At 41.8% G+C, this 17,747-nt stretch carries 15 protein-coding genes; 1 reads left to right on the top strand and 14 read right to left on the bottom strand.

Going from position 1 to position 17,747, the window contains the following annotated elements; genetic code table 11:
* Positions 1-27: 27 nt before the first annotated feature.
* From chbC to nlpE, 3 genes are all read right to left on the bottom strand, one after another.
* Positions 28-1,386 carry a PTS N,N'-diacetylchitobiose transporter subunit IIC gene (gene chbC / locus O7C57_RS04975; RefSeq protein ID WP_269723732.1) on the bottom strand — a complete coding sequence of 453 codons (1,359 nt, stop codon included), beginning with the start codon at positions 1,384-1,386 and terminating at the stop codon, positions 28-30.
* Between the two features lie 100 nt (positions 1,387-1,486).
* The gene (locus O7C57_RS04970) at positions 1,487-1,798 is read right to left on the bottom strand and encodes a PTS sugar transporter subunit IIB (RefSeq protein WP_163862843.1); all 312 of its coding nucleotides are present in this window, start codon (positions 1,796-1,798) and stop codon (positions 1,487-1,489) included.
* Positions 1,799-2,181: 383 nt separating this feature from the next.
* Positions 2,182-2,838 carry an envelope stress response activation lipoprotein NlpE gene (nlpE, locus tag O7C57_RS04965; RefSeq protein ID WP_269723730.1) on the bottom strand — a complete coding sequence of 219 codons (657 nt, stop codon included), beginning with the start codon at positions 2,836-2,838 and terminating at the stop codon, positions 2,182-2,184.
* 271 nt (positions 2,839-3,109) lie between these two features.
* On the opposite strand from nlpE, the gene rof reads away from it, so the two are divergent.
* On the top strand, positions 3,110-3,373 hold the full coding sequence (rof, locus tag O7C57_RS04960) for a Rho-binding antiterminator (RefSeq protein ID WP_154623766.1): 264 nt from the start codon (positions 3,110-3,112) through the stop codon (positions 3,371-3,373).
* A 72-nt stretch (positions 3,374-3,445) separates the two neighbouring features.
* Here the strand turns inward: rof and tilS are convergent, their stop codons facing one another.
* The 11 genes from tilS to bamA form a co-directional block, all read right to left on the bottom strand.
* On the bottom strand, positions 3,446-4,795 hold the full coding sequence (gene tilS, locus O7C57_RS04955) for a tRNA lysidine(34) synthetase TilS (RefSeq protein WP_196713509.1): 1,350 nt from the start codon (positions 4,793-4,795) through the stop codon (positions 3,446-3,448).
* 25 nt (positions 4,796-4,820) lie between these two features.
* The gene (locus O7C57_RS04950) at positions 4,821-5,699 is read right to left on the bottom strand and encodes a DMT family transporter (RefSeq protein WP_154623765.1); all 879 of its coding nucleotides are present in this window, start codon (positions 5,697-5,699) and stop codon (positions 4,821-4,823) included.
* A gap of 104 nt (positions 5,700-5,803) precedes the next feature.
* A complete protein-coding gene (gene accA, locus O7C57_RS04945) occupies positions 5,804-6,763 on the bottom strand; it encodes an acetyl-CoA carboxylase carboxyl transferase subunit alpha (RefSeq protein WP_154623764.1) in 960 nt (319 codons plus the stop codon).
* A 12-nt stretch (positions 6,764-6,775) separates the two neighbouring features.
* On the bottom strand, positions 6,776-10,258 hold the full coding sequence (gene dnaE, locus O7C57_RS04940) for a DNA polymerase III subunit alpha (RefSeq protein WP_269723729.1): 3,483 nt from the start codon (positions 10,256-10,258) through the stop codon (positions 6,776-6,778).
* Positions 10,259-10,269: 11 nt separating this feature from the next.
* Positions 10,270-10,863: a ribonuclease HII gene (gene rnhB, locus O7C57_RS04935; RefSeq protein ID WP_154623762.1), complete on the bottom strand. Its 594-nt coding sequence runs from the start codon at positions 10,861-10,863 to the stop codon at positions 10,270-10,272.
* Positions 10,863-12,017 (bottom strand): lipid-A-disaccharide synthase, encoded by a 1,155-nt coding sequence (gene lpxB / locus O7C57_RS04930; RefSeq protein ID WP_154623761.1) that lies wholly within the window; start codon positions 12,015-12,017, stop codon positions 10,863-10,865. The genes rnhB and lpxB overlap by 1 nt, the downstream gene beginning before the upstream one ends.
* 270 nt (positions 12,018-12,287) lie before the next feature.
* Entirely contained in the window at positions 12,288-13,085 is a 798-nt protein-coding gene (lpxA, locus tag O7C57_RS04925; RefSeq protein ID WP_154623760.1) for an acyl-ACP--UDP-N-acetylglucosamine O-acyltransferase, read from the bottom strand.
* Between the two features lies 1 nt (position 13,086).
* Positions 13,087-13,539 (bottom strand): 3-hydroxyacyl-ACP dehydratase FabZ, encoded by a 453-nt coding sequence (fabZ, locus tag O7C57_RS04920; protein WP_004916757.1) that lies wholly within the window; start codon positions 13,537-13,539, stop codon positions 13,087-13,089.
* A 130-nt stretch (positions 13,540-13,669) separates the two neighbouring features.
* The gene (gene lpxD / locus O7C57_RS04915; RefSeq protein ID WP_154623759.1) at positions 13,670-14,707 is read right to left on the bottom strand and encodes a UDP-3-O-(3-hydroxymyristoyl)glucosamine N-acyltransferase; all 1,038 of its coding nucleotides are present in this window, start codon (positions 14,705-14,707) and stop codon (positions 13,670-13,672) included.
* A gap of 3 nt (positions 14,708-14,710) precedes the next feature.
* Complete coding sequence (gene skp / locus O7C57_RS04910) at positions 14,711-15,205, bottom strand: molecular chaperone Skp (protein WP_163862850.1); 495 nt, start codon at positions 15,203-15,205, stop codon at positions 14,711-14,713.
* A 91-nt stretch (positions 15,206-15,296) separates the two neighbouring features.
* Positions 15,297-17,711 carry an outer membrane protein assembly factor BamA gene (gene bamA / locus O7C57_RS04905; protein WP_154623758.1) on the bottom strand — a complete coding sequence of 805 codons (2,415 nt, stop codon included), beginning with the start codon at positions 17,709-17,711 and terminating at the stop codon, positions 15,297-15,299.
* Between the last annotated feature and the right edge of the window lie 36 nt (positions 17,712-17,747).

The following is a 17,747-nucleotide window of genomic DNA, read 5'->3' as shown; positions in this document are numbered from 1 at the left end:
TTTTATTCCCTGCTTTATATTTATCAATTAAAACTTCAGTGCATCTTTAATATCTTCTTCACTTTCATCTTTATCTATCATTCCCTGAGCTTTATTAGAAATAATAACAAAGGGTAAATAAACAAGGATGGAAACTCCGAGGTTAAACAAGGCTAATAATAAAGCCGAAATATTCCCATTTGTATTAAAGAATGCCCCCAAGCCAGCAGGCATTGTCCATGGTCCTATATTGGTTATTGGCGGTATTATTCCCATATAATAAGCAATAACGGTAATTGCAGCTAATAACGGTTGAATGATAATAAATGGAATAAAAAGTATCGGGTTCATGATAACAGGAATACCAAATATAATAGGTTCATTAATTTGAAATATGCCTGCGGGTAAGCCTATTTTAGCAACTTGTCGATAATCAGGACGGCGTGATGCAATAAATATTGCAATGATTAATCCAAGGGTCGCACCTGTCCCTCCAAGAAAGACATAAGAATCTAATAAAGGCTTCGCCCATAAATGGAAAGTGTGCCCAGCGGCAATTGCATTATCAATAGAACCGTATTCATTATATAGTGCCACATTTTCCAACGCCCAAGGAGTCATAATCCCTGAATCAAGGGCTGTCAGCGCTAACGCACCATGAATACCAAAAAACCATAATAAGGAGGTAAAAATGGTGTAAGCCCAACCAACAACACCACCTAAAGAAGCTAATGGCGTTGCGATCGTATCCATAATAAATTGGTGAAAATTAGTTTCTTGAGCTGACAAAATCCATGCAATAATTCCGACAACTAAAAGAATAATAAAACCAGGAACTAATGCTGAAAATGAACGGCTGACAGCAGGTGGAACTGTATCCGGTAATGTAATAACCCATTTACGCCGAACAATAAAAGCAAAAGCTTCGGCAATCACTAAACCGATGACAATACCTGAAATGATATTGGCCCCACCTAACCAATTAGCCCCTATCGCATAAGCACCATTAACATCAAATGGCGTTACCGTAATAAATGCAGCGATACCGATAATCCCTGCCGCTATTGAGTCCACTTTACGTTCTTCAGCCAGGGCCATTGCAATAAAAAAAGGGGTCATTAACGACATAATACCTAATGTTCCATTGTAAATATTACCGCCAATTCCTTTGAACTTATTTAAAAATTCTATTGTTTCAGGTGACAAGCGAACACCTAGCGAATAGAAAAATGACCCTTCACCAAAGCTAAGAAAAACGTTATTAATCAAAACAAACATAGCCCCAATTAATACTAAAGGCATCAATTTAATGAAGCCATTTTTAATTGCATTAATATGAGGTTGATTGCCCAATTTTAATGCAATTGGTAGCAATACTTTTTCAAGAGAAGTGAGCATATGATTCATAGAATATCCTTAGATACTTTAATCACATATCTTGTTTGCTAAAACAACCATAACAAATAGATAAAGAATTGAAGTTATTAAAAACTAAAATTAATTAACATCATTTATTTTTTATTGCTGCCACTGCTGCTTTTAACACGCCCAGACCATCAACTTTTCCATACAATATCGGATCAATAACTTCAACGAGTTTAGTTGGAAGTATTCTCTGGATTTCAGAACTTTTCCATGCAATCTGAGGACCAAGTAAAACAAGATCCGCATCGATACCTTTTTGTGCTACAAGGGTTTCCGAAAACGCTTCAATAACAACTGGAACATCATATTTTTCAGCTTGTTGACGCATTTTTGATACAAGAAGAGAGGTTGACATTCCCGCCGAACAAAACAGATAAATAAGCTTTTTTTCCACAATAAGCTCTCCCAGTCATACTGCCCACTATAAATATCTATTAGCCTCATGAGATATTTTACGTTTTTATTCTCTAAATTCAGCTGGCGTTATCCGCGAGTTGCTTCTAGTTGAATAAAGTATACGTAATCTCCTTTACTGTTGATATTTCGTGGCTATGGAGAATTGTTTCTCATTGACTTATCGTTATGACGCCCCTCACATTTCAAAAAAATATATTTTTATATATAAATTATCAATTAATTATAATTTACTTGATATCAGTAAATATAATCACTTTACCTTATATTGACTTCAATCCTTACCAATATTTTTATGGCTAAAAAAATATCGACTCTTATTGAGTCGATATTTAGGGTATTTAATTATATAAATTAAATCTATTATTTACATGAGCTAGATTTATCAAACATAATATGACCGGTTTGTACTAATGCAGGGTCAAATTGCCCATCTTCCATTGAAGGTCTTACGGTATAATAGCCTTCAATTTCAGCATAAACTGGCGTTCCGCCCGTTACACCTGTCGCACTGTATCCTTTTTCCAGATCAAGGCCTGAAGCAGTATAAGTACGCCCAGTTTTACATTCAGTAAATGTTGCAGCATCAGCTAAATAACGGTATTCACCAACTTTTTTACTTGCTGTGACTTGATTTAATGTGTAATTCAATTGTGATTGAATTTTATTTCCTTCCTGATCAAGCAATACCATTGACTTATCATCAGCAGAAGGTAAGAAATATGAACGTTCACCATTGGCATTGGTCATGCGTAATTTATCCCCTTCTTTTGCCCATGACCCTGTTTCATAAAAAGTTTGGTTTCCATCACGCGTGCCTAAATAAACTAATTGCTCAACATAAGTACCATCTTGGTTCACCAGCAAGGTTGCTTCGATACCAGAGCAATCTGCACATGGCAAAGTGCCCGTATATGCTCTATCAATATAAGTCACGCTAGGTTGTTTGTCCGCGCTTTGGCATCCAGCTAATGCCATTACGCCTGTCGCCATTAATGCTAAAAATAGTGTTTTTTTCATTACCTTTGTCTCCTAACTATTTCATTCTTATATTTTTAGTCTGCATTTACATCATAGCATCTTACACTAATAAAAATGTTGTTATTATTATATTTCGGACTTTGCTGATGTATAGGGGCTCGAGAAGCATTCACGAACTGTCTATTTAAGTTTTCATCTATCACTGATTATTGTTATTAAAATTACTGTGCTATTATCCTATCAAGCACATGATGCTTGGTGAAAATAGTCAAGGCGGCAATAACCGCCACTAACACAGTGGTGAGGGAATATGTCTACAGATACTGAATATCAACCTATCAATTGTGATGATTACGAATATCTTGAAATCGCATGCCAACGTCAGTTGAAACTTGAAATAAAGCTTCATGGCGGCGAAATCATTGAGGGTAAAGCCAGCGATTTGCTCTTACGGAAGAAAGTTGAGTATTTAATTTTAGAAACTCAAGATGGGACGAAAGAGCTGCGATTGGATTATATCAATACCTTCAGTCATCCTGAGATCGGCACTATCGTTGTCGATAGCTCTCACTAAAACTCATACACCATTGAGTCCTTCTATGCCCCTTATGAAAGATCACAGTCATAAGGGGTTTCTTCTTTTCATTTACTGATTAAACCGATATTCATCGAATTTGACCCAATGAAAAGCAATGCCAAGTTTATCATCATCGGCAAGGCCTTCCGGTGTAATAAAACACCCTATTGCAGTAATTAGCTGCTCATTGTAGTAAATCAGGGGAACTCTTTCTCGCATCCACGGAGGAATTCCCAGTTCTTGCCAAATTTTCTTACTGCTTCTTGAATGCATTCTCCCAACAATTTTAAGTGTTCCTTGCAAACCAAAGCGCACGGTGACTTTTTCTGTTGGTAATGGAGGACGGATTTGCCCTTCATCAGCAATGACCTCAATAATGCCTAAAGCTTCAGGTAAAATAAACGGGTCAGGATAATGCCAAGCATACTGCTGCCCCAATAATTGATTGATACGACGCACAACCCATAAAGCGCCTTGATATCGACGGATATCAATATGGCCTAATTGGCAAATAGGCTCAGCATCCTGACGAGCAAGCGCGACTTCCTGCCAAATACGGTGTAATTGATTAAAAGGCGGCATGGGTAATTGATGTAGGCCAATCCAACGTCGTAGCAATGCGTTACGTTTAGCGCTAGAACAAGGCTGTAATGCATCGATGAATAGACCACCACGATAATCCATCATGTCCTCTAGGGCATCTTGTAATAGCTCATCAAGCAAGTTTTCCTGTTCTGCGCACAAAGCCGCGCTACGTGATACGGCTTTCGCGAAATGAGGCCAGCGCTGTGCCAGAACAGGCATAATATTCAATCGTAGGAAATTACGGTCATAGCGGTCATCTTGATTACTATCATCTTCTACCCACGGAAGCTGTTCTTCATTGGCATATGTCTCTAAATCATCGCGAGATATCGCTAGCAATGGACGAAGCAGGCAAGTTTGCCCGTAGTGGCCATTAAATGTCGATAATTCTGGCATCGATGAAAGCCCTGCTGGCCCGCTACCTCGTTTTAATGCCAACAGAAATGTTTCTGCTTGATCATCCAGATGTTGTGCCGTCACGATAATTTCATCTTCTAACAGCGCATCACGATAAGCTTGATAGCGAGCCTCTCGCGCAGCTGCCTCAACGCCACTATTTGTAGAATCAACCGTGACATGCGTACAAATAAAGGGAATTTCCCATTGTGCACACAAACTCGAACAGTGCGCTTCCCAAGCGTCTGCTTTCGAATTTAGCCCATGATGAATATGAATAGCGCGCACTTCAAGAAACGGTTGTTGATGTTTCTTTATTTGATAAAGAGCATGCAGTAATACCGTTGAATCAACACCACCACTAAATCCAACCAGTATTTTGCTATAGTTACCAATCTTATTGAATACGTGCTCAATGATTGTTTGTGGTAGTTTCACTCTTCGCTGCCCTTCTAAACGATGATTAATGCTTTTTAGCTTGCCCAACACATAAGATACCGGAAATAATCACTAACAACACCCCGATAATATAAGCAATTTCAAATGGGTCGCTTAGAATAACAACTAACCAAAGTACCGATAATACTGGAGATAAAAACACAATAGAGGCAATTTTAGCGGAGTGCCCCGTATTCATCGCCTTAAACCATAAAATATAGGATACGCCATTAATCAGTACCCCATTCACTATCGTTGGCCAAAGCGATGTCTCCGTGGGCAACTGAAATGCGCTGAATGAGAGTAATAATACCAATGATGTTAAGGTCGAAAAAATAAAGAGCCAAACAGTACTAATATAGGGGTCGATAGAATACTGACGAGAGAATACAGACATTAACGCAAAACAAAATGCACCACTAAACACTAATAGTAAAGCTAGAGGATGTTCAACTTGCAGTTGGGTTATATGACCTTTGGTAAAGGTGATAATCACCGCGATAAAGCCGATAATCACACCGGCTATTTGCCGAGTTGCTAGCTTGTCCTTTAATAAAAAAACAGACAATAAGATAATAATTAAAGGCCAACTATACTGAATAACGAGTACGGCAATACCATTTTCAATCGAGTAGCCATAATACAAAAGCAAATAAAACAAGCAATCTAAGACACCTAAAATACACACTTTAATTAGCGTATTAGACGGCAAAATAAATAGCTTAGCAGGTTTATAACCCGCACTCATCGCGACCAATATCACCGCAATTGCTGAAATTAGGTTGGACCAAAATAAAAATTGAAAGCTATCTAAGCCCTCTTGCCCAAAACGAGAAACAATCGGAATAAAGCTCCATATCAGTACACACATTAAGGCATAGATTAAATAGTTATATTGCCTCATCCATCTCCCTTACTTAGGTTTACTTTCAATTGTTCGAGAAATCATAATAAAAAACGGGAGCTGGATAAACCAAACCCCCGTTTTTCGTGACTAGCCAACCTTAATTAGCAATAGCCGTATTCCATTAAACGCTGGTAACGACGATTTTTTAATGCTTCTTCATCAAGCTCAAGCAATTCGTCCAAATCTTCAACAATACGCGCTTTTAAAGAAGCTGAAATTTCATCGTAATTACGATGCGCACCACCTAAAGGCTCTGTCACCACATTATCAATTAATTTGAGTTCTTTAAGGCGAGGTGCGGTGATCCCCATCGCTTCTGCCGCTAATGGGGCTTTATCCGCGCTCTTCCACAGGATAGAGGCACAGCCTTCAGGAGAGATAACCGAATAGGTGCTGTATTGCAGCATATTCACTTTATCACCAACCCCAATAGCCAATGCACCACCAGAGCCGCCTTCGCCAATAACAGTACAAATGACTGGGACAGATAAGCGAGACATTTCACGCAAGTTACGTGCAATTGCTTCGGATTGACCACGTTCTTCAGCGCCAACACCAGGATAAGCCCCCGGCGTATCGATAAAGGTAATAATAGGTAAATTAAAACGCTCAGCCATTTCCATTAAGCGCAATGCTTTACGGTAACCTTCTGGAGCTGGCATACCAAAATTACGGCGAATTTTTTCTTTCGTTTCACGGCCTTTTTGGTGGCCAATCACCATCACTGGACGACCATCTAAACGCGCGATGCCACCCACGATAGCTTTATCATCGGCATAAGCACGATCACCTGCCAGCTCTTGGAAATCTGTGAATATACGAGCAATATAATCTAATGTATAAGGGCGACGTGGGTGACGAGCAAGCTTAGCAATTTGCCATGCACCCAGATCAGAGAAAATTTTACGCGTCAGCTCAAGACTTTTTTCACGTAAACGAGCAACCTCGTCATCTAGGTTGACTTCTAAATTGTTGTCTTGACGGCTAACTGCAGTCAGCGAATCAATTTTCGCTTCCAATTCAGCAATTGGCTGTTCAAAATCAAGAAAATCCAGACTCATAATATTCCTATTTTAGTCAAATTCTAATTCTACCTGCTCATTACCCAGCAGAGTTCGCAGAGAGTTCAGAAGGTCATCAACGGGTGTCACACGCCAAATAACCCCAAATTTAAGTTTGGCTCTGGCGTCATCCTTCTGATAATACAAATGAACCGGAATCGTTCCTGAACGATGGGGTTCAAGAGTGCTGCGAAGTCGGTTCAGCAACTGATCATTAATTTGTTTATCTGACAGTGAAATAGCAAGTCCTCGCGCATATTTTTCCCTTGCTTCACTAATATCCATTAACTCCCGTACTGTCATTTTATTACCACCGTTAAAATCATCAAAGCTGACCTGACCGGTGGCAATCAGGATAGTGTCTTTTTCCAGCAAGTGCTGGTATTTATCTAGTGCATCTGAAAATAACATAATATCCAGACGACCGGAACGATCATCAAGCGTACAAATTCCGATTCGATTGCCGCGCTTAGTCGTAATAACTTTGGCCGAAAGTACTAAACCTACCACAGTTGTCACTTGACCACGAGGGGTTGGGTTCACATCTTTTAATCTTAAGCCATTAGTATAGCGCTCGATCTCACTTAAGTAGCGCGTTATTGGGTGCCCTGTCAAGTAAAGCCCCAATGTTTCTCGCTCGCCATCAAGTACGACTTGATCAGGCCATTTGGGGACGCTTGCGTATGAACTTTCTACTTGTTCGGGTGCTTCCGCCAGCACACCAAACATATCCGTTTGCCCGATAGCTTCTGCTTTTGCATGCTGATCAGCCGCTTTCAAAGCATCTTCTAATGAAGACATCAAGGCCGCACGATGGGGACCTAAATGATCAAATGCCCCCGCCATGATCAGTTTTTCCATAACACGGCGGTTAATTTTTTTCAGATCAACGCGAGCACAAAGATCAAATATTTCTTTAAATATACCACCTTTCTGGCGAGCTTCGATAATGGCTTCGATCGGCCCTTCACCAACCCCTTTGATGGCACCAATGCCATAAACAATTTCACCTTCATCGTTAACATGAAAATGATAAAGTCCACTATTAATATCAGGTGGTAATACTTTCAATCCCATCCGCCAACATTCGTCGACGAGACCGACAACCTTTTCGGTATTATCCATATCCGCCGTCATTACCGCAGCCATAAATTCAGCTGGATAGTGAGCTTTCAGCCACAATGTTTGATACGAAACCAGAGCATAAGCCGCTGAGTGAGACTTGTTAAATCCATAACCAGCAAACTTTTCTACCAGATCAAAGATTTTCATCGACAGTTCCCCATCGACTCCATTTTTGATCGCGCCCTCTTCAAAAACAGAACGCTGTTTCGCCATCTCTTCGGGTTTCTTTTTCCCCATTGCACGGCGCAACATATCTGCGCCACCTAGCGTATAACCCGCTAATACCTGTGCAATCTGCATAACCTGTTCTTGGTATAAGATAATACCGTAAGTTGGCTCCAAGACAGGTTTTAATGATTCATGTTGCCACTGTACGTCTGGGTATGAGATCTCTTCACGACCATGTTTACGGTCGATAAAGTTATCTACCATCCCTGATTGCAATGGACCAGGACGGAACAAGGCAACCAATGCGATCATATCTTCAAAACAGTCAGGACGTAGCCGCTTGATCAGATCTTTCATGCCTCGGGATTCCAGCTGGAATACCGCGGTCGTTTCTGAACGTTGCAGCATATCAAAACTTTTTTGATCATCCAGCGGGATTGCGGCAATGTCGATAGGCTCAAGCCCTTTCTTGGCTCGCCTTGCATTGATCATCTCTAATGCCCAGTTGATGATCGTTAGGGTACGTAACCCCAAAAAGTCGAACTTGACCAACCCCGCATATTCGACATCATTTTTATCGAACTGAGTAACTGGGTTATTACCTTCCGCATCACAATAAAGCGGCGCAAAGTCTGTAATTTTGGTGGGGGCAATAACAACGCCCCCCGCATGTTTTCCTGCGTTACGCGTGACACCTTCAAGTTTACGCGCCATATCAATCAGCGCTTTAACTTCTTCATCTGCCTCGTAAATTTCAGGTAACTGTGGTTCGGCTTCAAATGCCTTATCTAGGGTCATACCCGGATCAGGGGGAACCAATTTCGAAATCCGATCCATGAAGCCATACGGATGCCCCAATACTCGCCCTACGTCGCGGATCACCGCTTTTGCGGCCATAGTACCGAATGTAATAATCTGAGAAACGGCATCTCGCCCATACATTTGAGCAACGTGGTCAATCACCTGATCACGTTTTTCCATACAAAAGTCGACGTCAAAGTCCGGCATAGAAACACGTTCTGGGTTTAAGAATCGTTCAAAAAGGAGGTCGAACTCCAAGGGATCCAAATCGGTAATTTTCAGCGCATATGCAACAAGTGACCCCGCACCGGAACCACGCCCTGGACCGACTGGTACGCCATTATCTTTCGACCATTGAATAAACTCCATCACGATCAAAAAGTAACCAGGGAACCCCATTTGGTTAATAACGTTAAGCTCAATGTCTAAACGCTCATCATATTCAGGCCGTCTTTCTGCTCTCACTTTCTCATCAGGGAATAGAAACTCGAGGCGCTCTTCTAATCCTTCTTTTGAGCGCATAACCAAAAAGTCTTCTGTTTTCATGTCCCCAGTAGGGAATTGGGGGAGAAAGTACTCACCGAGACGAATGGTGACATTACAACGCTTAGCAATCTCTACACTATTTTCAAGCGCTTCAGGGATGTCGGCGAATAGCTCGCACATCTCTTCTTCCGTACGTAAGTATTGCTGAGGGCTATATTTTTTAGGCCTTTTAGGGTCAGATAAGGTAAATCCGTCATGGATTGCTACACGTATTTCATGAGCATCAAAATCGCTACTTTCAATAAAGCGTACATCATTCGTTGCAACAACCGGCAAACCACGCTGTGTGGCAAGCTCTACCGCCGCATGCAAATAGCTTTCTTCATCAGGCCTTCCTGTTCTAATTAATTCAAGATAATAACAACCAGGAAAGTGGGTTTCATAAAATGCTAAGCATTCATCAACCAGCGTTTGATTACCACGTAATAAAAACTGCCCGACATCCCCTTGGCGGCCACCAGACAGTAAAATCAGTCCTTCTTTATGTTTTACCAGCCAATCACGGTGAATGGTCGGGCCAATCGCACCGTAACCTTTTTGATACGCTTCTGAGATCAAAAGAGTTAGGTTTTGATACCCTTCATTGTTACGAGCCAACACGGTTAAGTGTGCGATTTCGTCGCCGAGTTGCTCGCTTTCAACAAAAAAGTCAGCCCCAATGATGGGTTTGATACCAGCACCGTGCGCTGCTCCATAGAATTTTACTAAACCGCACAGGTTCGTAAAATCGGTAATAGCAAGTGCTGGCATCCCCATTGCTGCCACTTTTTTGACTAATGGGCCAGTTTTTGCCAGCCCATCAATCATTGAATAATCACTATGAACACGTAAGTGAATAAAACGAGGTTCAGCCATCTAATTTATACTCAATTTTTCGCTTCTAATGCACGACGCACTGGAGCAAAACTCTTACGATGAAATTTTGTTGCACCAAATTGTGCGAGTTTTTCTAAATGATATGCGGTTGGATAGCCTTTATGCTTAGCAAAACCATATTCAGGGTAAGCTATATCCAACTCAACCATTTCACGATCTCTAACCACTTTGGCTAAAATGGAAGCGGCGCTGATTTCCTGAACTAAACTATCACCTTTGACGACGGCTTGTGAAGGCATCGATAATGTAGGGCAACGATTGCCATCCACTAAGACAAAATCCGGTGTCATACTTAAACCAGCAACGGCCCGCTGCATCGCCAACATTGTTGCATGCAGAATATTGAGTTCATCAATTTCTTCTGGTTCTGCTCGGCCAATACACCAACATAAGGCTTTTTCTTGGATTTCAACAAACAGCTTTTCGCGCTTTTTTTCCGTTAATTTTTTCGAATCCGTCAAACCGATGATCGGTTTGGTAGGATCTAATATAACCGCGGCGGTGACAACCGCCCCCACCAACGGACCACGTCCGACTTCATCTACGCCAGCAATTAAGTTGGCTTTAGGGTATATAAAATCCATTAATTTCGAACCAAATCCAATACAGCATCAGCCGCTTGTTTATCTGCATCGCAGCGAATCAATTGGTGAAGCTGTAAAAATGTTGCTTTTAACTGTTCCACCTGCTCCCCCCCTTCCAATAATGGAATTAACTGCTGAGCTAAATTATCAGGTTGGCACTCTTCTTGGAGCAACTCTTTAACTATTTCTTTTTCAGCCAGTAAGTTTGGCAGTGAAACATAAGGTGTTTTCACTAACCGTTTTGCTAACCAAAAAGTGAAAGGCTTCATACGGTAGCCAACCACCATCGGACACTTGGTTAACATGCATTCCAACGCAGCAGTACCCGAGGCAAGTAGGGTCGCATCCGCCGCGATCATGGCATCTCTAGCCTGCCCATCTAACAGATGAATCGTTAACTCAGGGGCGACCTGTTGACGAATCGATTCAAATTGCTCACGACGTTTTTGATTGACGAGAGGTACAACAATATGCAGGTCAATAAAGTGCTGGTGCAAAATTTTAGCGGTTTGTAAAAAATCAGCACTGAGCATTTCGACTTCAGAGTGCCGACTTCCCGGTAATAGCGCTAAACATTTTCCTTCCTCAGGTATACCAAGACGTTGTCTTGCCGCTATTTTATCGACATGAAGAGGAATTGCATCGGCCATGGTATGCCCAATAAAGCGGCACGGAACATTAAAGCGATCATAAAACGCTTTTTCAAAAGGTAAAAAAGCAAGCACTAAGTTTGTCGAGCGCCCAATTTTGAAAACACGCTTTTGTCGCCATGCCCAAACGGATGGACTAACATAATGAATAGTTTTAATGCCTTTTGATTTTAATTTGCCTTCAAGGGTAATATTAAAATCAGGTGCATCAATACCGACAAAAATATCTGGCTGCAACTGTGTAAAGCGTTTGGTCAGGTCTTTACGAATAGAAAGTAACCGAGGGAGCCGACCTAATACTTCAACGACACCCATCACTGCCAACTCTTCCATTTCATACCAAGCTTCACAACCTTCCGCTTGCATTAAAGGCCCCGCCACGCCAACAAAACGTGCATCAGGAACTTGTTCTTTCAGTGCTCGGATAAGCCCAGCGCCGAGTATATCGCCAGATGTTTCTCCAGCAACAAGGCCGATAGTCAGTGGGCGGTTATGATTCGCCAAAATTCTCTCCTTAGGGGCTGCTTACCTTTGGTGGTCAATTTTTATTCGCATTAAACCGTTTTATCTCGACAAAAATTCTTAACATAAGAAAAACGGTTTTTATCGAACCCGAGGGCTACGCTTTCTAATTTTCGGTTTAAATGAACCTAATTTTATTCAATATCATACTTGAATCATCAGCTTATTAATTCCCTTAAATCAGGGTAATAATAAACAACAAAGGTAAACAACCCCCGGCTAACGACCTGACTTCACTCGCGTAAAGAACAATTAGCGAATAATACCACGGTTAGACTCAGCCGAGTTTTCAAGGAAATCACTGAAAACTTTTACGTGAGGATTTGCTTGAGCAAGCTCGGCAATTTCACTACGTGCTTCTTCAAGTGACTTGCCTGAACGATAAAGGGTTTTATAAGCATTACGGATCGCATGCAAAGACTCTTTATCAAAGCCGCGGCGCTTTAAGCCTTCAATGTTTAGGCCATAAGGCGTTGCATGGTTACCTTGTGCGATAACGTAAGGGGGGACATCTTGTGCCACACCAGAACAACCACCAACCATAACGTGAGCACCAATTTGACAAAACTGGTGAACAGCAGTCATACCGCCAATTATCGCGAAATCACCTAAAATAACATGGCCACCCAATGTACCGTTGTTGGCAATGATACAACGGTTACCAATAATACAGTCGTGAGCGATATGCACGTTGACCATAAATAGGTTGTCATCACCCACTTTGGTCAAGCTACCACCTTGGGTTGTGCCACGATGGATAGTCACACTTTCTCTAATCCGGTTTCTATCACCGATTTCGACGCGTGTTGGCTCACCTTGATATTTCAGATCTTGGTTAATTTCACCAATCGAAGCAAACTGAAAGATCACATTATCACGACCAATTTTGGTATAGCCATTAATGACAATGTGAGATTTGAGCTCAGTGCCTTCACCTATTTCAACGTTAGCACCAATATAACAAAAAGGGCCAATACGAACATTGGCACCGATAATAGCTCCATCTTCGACAATCGATGAGGGATGAATACAGGCTGTTTTATCAATCATATCAGACCTCACGGCGACGGGCGCACATCATTTCAGCTTCGCAGGCCACTTCTCCATCTACTTTTGCAACACCTTTAAAACGTGCAACGCCACGACGTTCTTTAATGAACTCGACTTCGAGGATCATTTGATCTCCCGGTAATACAGGACGTTTGAAACGCGCATTATCAATCGCTGCAAAATAATACAATTCACCCGGCTCTAGTTTACCGACACTCTTAAATGCCAGAATACCTGTAGCTTGTGCCATGGCTTCTAGAATCAATACGCCTGGGAAAATCGGTTTGCCTGGAAAATGCCCTTGGAAAAATGGCTCATTAAATGAAACATTTTTTACTGCACGCAGAGATTTTCCTTTTTCAAAATCCAGTACGCGATCAACCAAAAGGAACGGATAGCGGTGTGGAAGTAGTTCTAAAATCTCTTCAATATTCAGAGTATGATTATCACTCATCGAAATACTCTTCCTGTCTATAAATACAATTTAATTAACGAATCGGCCTGCTTTAACCATAAACTTAGGTTAACTGGCAGGCCGGAAAAACGTAACTCAGTCACTTATTTTAACCTGAATTACAAAATGATTACTGTTTTTTTTGAGTTTGGCTGTCCAATTCACGTTCAACAGCTTTCAAACGCTTATTCATCTCATTGATATTCAAAACTAACGCTGCTGTTTTACGCCAAACTTTATTAGGCTGTAAAGGAATACCAGAAGAGTATACACCAGGTTCTGTGATTGGTCTCATAACCATTCCCATACCTGTGACGGTCACCTTATCACAAATTTCCATATGACCATTAATGACGCTGGCTCCACCAATCATACAGTAGCGACCTATTTTTAAACTGCCAGCCATGATAACGCCACCGGCGACAGCGGTACCCTCGCCAATATTAACGTTATGCGCTATCTGGCATTGGTTATCAATAATGACATTGCTACCAATAACCGTGTTATCCAATGCGCCACGATCAATCGTTGTGCAGGCACCAATTTCGACGCGATCACCAATAATAACTGTGCCGAGTTGCGGTATTTTAACCCAATTGCCACGGTCATTTGCGTAACCAAAACCATCGGAACCAATCACTGTACCTGACTGGATCAAACATTGCTCACCGATTTCAACATGATGATAGATACTAACATTCGCCCAGAGACGACTACCGGCACCAATACGGGCATGTTTACCCACAAAACAACCAGCACCAATTACAACGTTATCACCAAGCACAACACCACTTTCAATAACCGCATTTGCACCTATCGCCACGTTGCTACCAACCTGCGCATCTTCAGCGATAACTGCTGAAGGGTGAATGTTTTCTGCTGGACTTGGTGTGGTATCCATGATTTGTGCCATGCGTGCATAAGCAAGGTAAGGATTATCAACCACCAGCGCTGCAACCTTACAAGCACTAAGGTCTTTAGCTGTTAACACAACCGCAGCAGCCTGACACTCTGCAAGTTTATCGCTATAACGGCTATCTGACAGGAATGTGATTTGTTGATTATTTGCTGAATACATCGGAGCAATACCGGTGATGACAATATTGCCATCACCGTGTAACTGTGCATTCAACTGCTGAGCAAGATCAGCCAATCGAATTGAGGACATCTATTATTTAACCTGCTTTTGAACCTGACTGGTAATGTCTACGCTATCTTTTGCATAAGCAACTGCATTTGCATCGATAACCACATCATAGCCTTCTTTGGCAGCGACAGATTTAATAGAATCCTGAATACGGCTTAGGATTTTGTTACGTTCTTCCATTTGACGACGACGATTGTCTTCTTCAAATTTCTGAGCTTTTTCTGCAAACTGATCACGCTTGGTCATCAGCTCTTTTTCTTGTTTTTCACGTTCGCTTTGCTTCATTGTTGCACCGTCACGACGCAATTTTTCGACACGTGACTGTAGATCTTTTTCCAAGTTCTGCAACTCTGTCGCACGGCTTTTAAATTCGCTTTCAAGCTGTTTAGCAACGGCTTCGCGTGCTGGCATGTTTTGGAAAATTTCACCAACGTTCACGACAGCAATTTTATCTGCATAAGCACCCGCAGACATAGCCAAAGCCAGACTCACACCCGCCGCACACAACAATTTTTTCACACGAAACTCCTTAACCCATATTTATGGCTGGAAATTTTAGTTACCCTCACATTAATGTGTGAGGGCTTTCCTTAAATAGACACAGTCTAGATTACCATGTTCTACCAATATTAAATTGGAACTGTTCTGATTTATCCCCTTCGTAGTCCTTAATAGGCTGCGCATAGGAGAAGACCAGAGGTCCAAGTGGTGACATCCATTGTAAAGCAACCCCAGCGGAAGCTCGAATATTCGTCGCTTTACCATAATCAGGCATGCCTGCACGCCACTCAGGATTAATACTATTCCAATTGGTATCCCACACGGTTCCTGCATCAACAAATAATGATGTTCTCACCGTATTCGCATATTTCTCATCAATGAATGGTGTTGGTGTAATCAGCTCAAAAGACGCTGCATACATTGCGTTACCACCAACAGCATCACTCGATGGGCTACCTGGTTCTGGGCCGACTTTGCCATTCACATTTTTCAGATAAACCGCTTTTGGCCCGATGTTATTAGAGCGGAAACCACGAATAGTACTTGAACCACCCGCATAGAAGTTTTCGTAGAATGGCATTTGCTTACTGCCGATACCATCACCGAAACCTGCTTGTGCACGACCTAAGATAACCCACGTTTCATCTTCGTTGAGTGGAACGTATTGAGCGGTGTCGAAACGCAGTTTATAGTACTCGTTATCAGAGCCTGGAACAGTAATCTTACCTGAAACACTGGTTTTATTACCCGATGTTGGGAAGAAACCACGGTTCAATGAATTATAAGTCCAACCTACGTTAACAGTGAAGTCATCTGCATTAAACTTCTCTTTATTGCGGCCATCATCATTGATTGGTGGTTTATCTCCCATTGAGTAGAGGTAATCCCACATCGCGGCTTGCGGACGCATATCAGACAATGAGTTATGAACATAACCTGCGCCGAGGCGGAATGAGTTATTTTCATTGAATGGGAAGCTTAAGAAGCTATCTAAACCATAAGTCTTATTCGTATAACCAGACAGGTCTGCATCTTTTGCACGGAAGTCATTATAGAATATACGACCGCCTAAACTCACACCGTTAACGGTAAAGTAAGGATCCGTAAATGACATCTCAACGTTGGTTGAGTAATCATTTTTACTTGCGTTGATGCCAACAGCATTACCTGTTCCTAACCAGTTATCTTGGGTGACACCAACTTGGAAACTCACACCACTCTCAGTACCAAAACCGACACCAAAGTTCATGGAACCTGTATTACGTTCTTTCACTTTGTAAACCACATCGACTTGGTCTGGGCTACCTGGGATCCGTTGAGTTTCAACATCAACTGTTTCAAAGAAACCTGTACGATTGAGACGTTCTTTACCTAATTCAACTAAGTCGTTCCCCAACCAAGCCCCTTCCATCTGACGCATTTCACGACGGAGAACAGAGTCTTTACTCGTATCATTACCTTGGAAACGAATTTGGCGAACATAGAAACGGTTACCTGCATCGATATTAACATGCAGTTTAACTGTTTTATCTTCATCATTGATTTCAGGCTGCGTCATTACACGAGGATAGGCATAACCATAACGACCGAGAAGGTCCTTAATTTTATTTTCCATACTCGTCACTTGGGTGCCGTTATACAATTCACCCGGCGTGATCGTAATGAGTTCTTGAATTTCCGTTAGATGATCTGCGGTATTACCATTAATTTCCACACCAGAGATCTTATATTGATCGCCTTCAGTGACATTAATCGTAATGTAGATATCTTTTTTGTCTGGCGTCAAGCTGACTTGAGTGGAGTCGATGTTGAAACGCGCATAGCCACGATCAAGATAGAAGCTACGCAGAGTTTCTAAGTCACCAGCCAGTTTTTGTTTTTGATATTTTTGGTCTGCCGCTAAGTTCCACCATGGTACATCATCGCGTAATTGGAATTTGTTAACCAATTCTGCCGTCGTGTAATTTTTGTTACCCACAACGTTAATCTGCTGAATTTTTGCAGACACACCTTCAGAGAACACAAATTTTAAATCAACACGGTTACGCGGCAGTGGCGTAGCAACGGCTTTTACTGTCGCGTTGTATTTACCAACGCTATAGTAGAAGTCTTCTAGACCCTTCTCAATGTTCGCTATCGTCGTACGGTCAAGAGCTTCACCGACACGAATGTTTGATGCTTCCAAGTTTTGTTTGAGCATATCATCTTTAACAGATTTATTGCCTGTAAAAGTGATACTCGCGATGGTTGGTCGCTCTTTAACTTGAACGATCAGCGTGTTTCCATCACGCAGGACCCTAACATCTTCGAAGTTGCCGGTAGAGAATAGAGAACGGATTGAACGGCTAATATCTTCGTTATCAATCGAGTCACCTACCCTAACAGGCATGTTCAATAATGCTGCACCAACGGCGACGCGTTGTAGACCTTCGAAACGAATGTCCTTAACTACGAATCCGTCTGAACCGTATGCAGTGGCGCTGCCAAACAGCAGCGACGCTATGAGCAACTTTTTCATCGCCATCGTTGTTATGCGTATTCCTTACTGGTCCCCAGCTTA

Source organism: Providencia sp. 21OH12SH02B-Prov, from assembly GCF_027362595.1.
Classification (GTDB): Bacteria; Pseudomonadota; Gammaproteobacteria; order Enterobacterales; family Enterobacteriaceae; genus Providencia; species Providencia zhejiangensis.
Note: the sequence above shows the minus strand (reverse complement) of the source record. Positions and strands in the feature narration are given on the sequence as shown.

Bases quoted from the DNA above. Each gene is read 5' to 3' on its own strand.
- bamA (WP_154623758.1), bottom strand. From the start codon at position 17,711: ATGGCGATGAAAAAGTTGCTCATAGCGTCGCTGCTGTTTGGCAGCGCC.
- chbC (WP_269723732.1), bottom strand. From the start codon at position 1,386: ATGAATCATATGCTCACTTCTCTTGAAAAAGTATTGCTACCAATTGCA.
- accA (WP_154623764.1), bottom strand. From the start codon at position 6,763: ATGAGTCTGGATTTTCTTGATTTTGAACAGCCAATTGCTGAATTGGAA.
- lpxD (WP_154623759.1), bottom strand. From the start codon at position 14,707: ATGTCCTCAATTCGATTGGCTGATCTTGCTCAGCAGTTGAATGCACAG.
- O7C57_RS04950 (WP_154623765.1), bottom strand. From the start codon at position 5,699: ATGAGGCAATATAACTATTTAATCTATGCCTTAATGTGTGTACTGATA.
- lpxA (WP_154623760.1), bottom strand. From the start codon at position 13,085: ATGATTGATAAAACAGCCTGTATTCATCCCTCATCGATTGTCGAAGAT.
- dnaE (WP_269723729.1), bottom strand. From the start codon at position 10,258: ATGGCTGAACCTCGTTTTATTCACTTACGTGTTCATAGTGATTATTCA.
- rnhB (WP_154623762.1), bottom strand. From the start codon at position 10,863: ATGGATTTTATATACCCTAAAGCCAACTTAATTGCTGGCGTAGATGAA.
- rof (WP_154623766.1), top strand. From the start codon at position 3,110: ATGTCTACAGATACTGAATATCAACCTATCAATTGTGATGATTACGAA.
- nlpE (WP_269723730.1), bottom strand. From the start codon at position 2,838: ATGAAAAAAACACTATTTTTAGCATTAATGGCGACAGGCGTAATGGCA.
- fabZ (WP_004916757.1), bottom strand. From the start codon at position 13,539: ATGAGTGATAATCATACTCTGAATATTGAAGAGATTTTAGAACTACTT.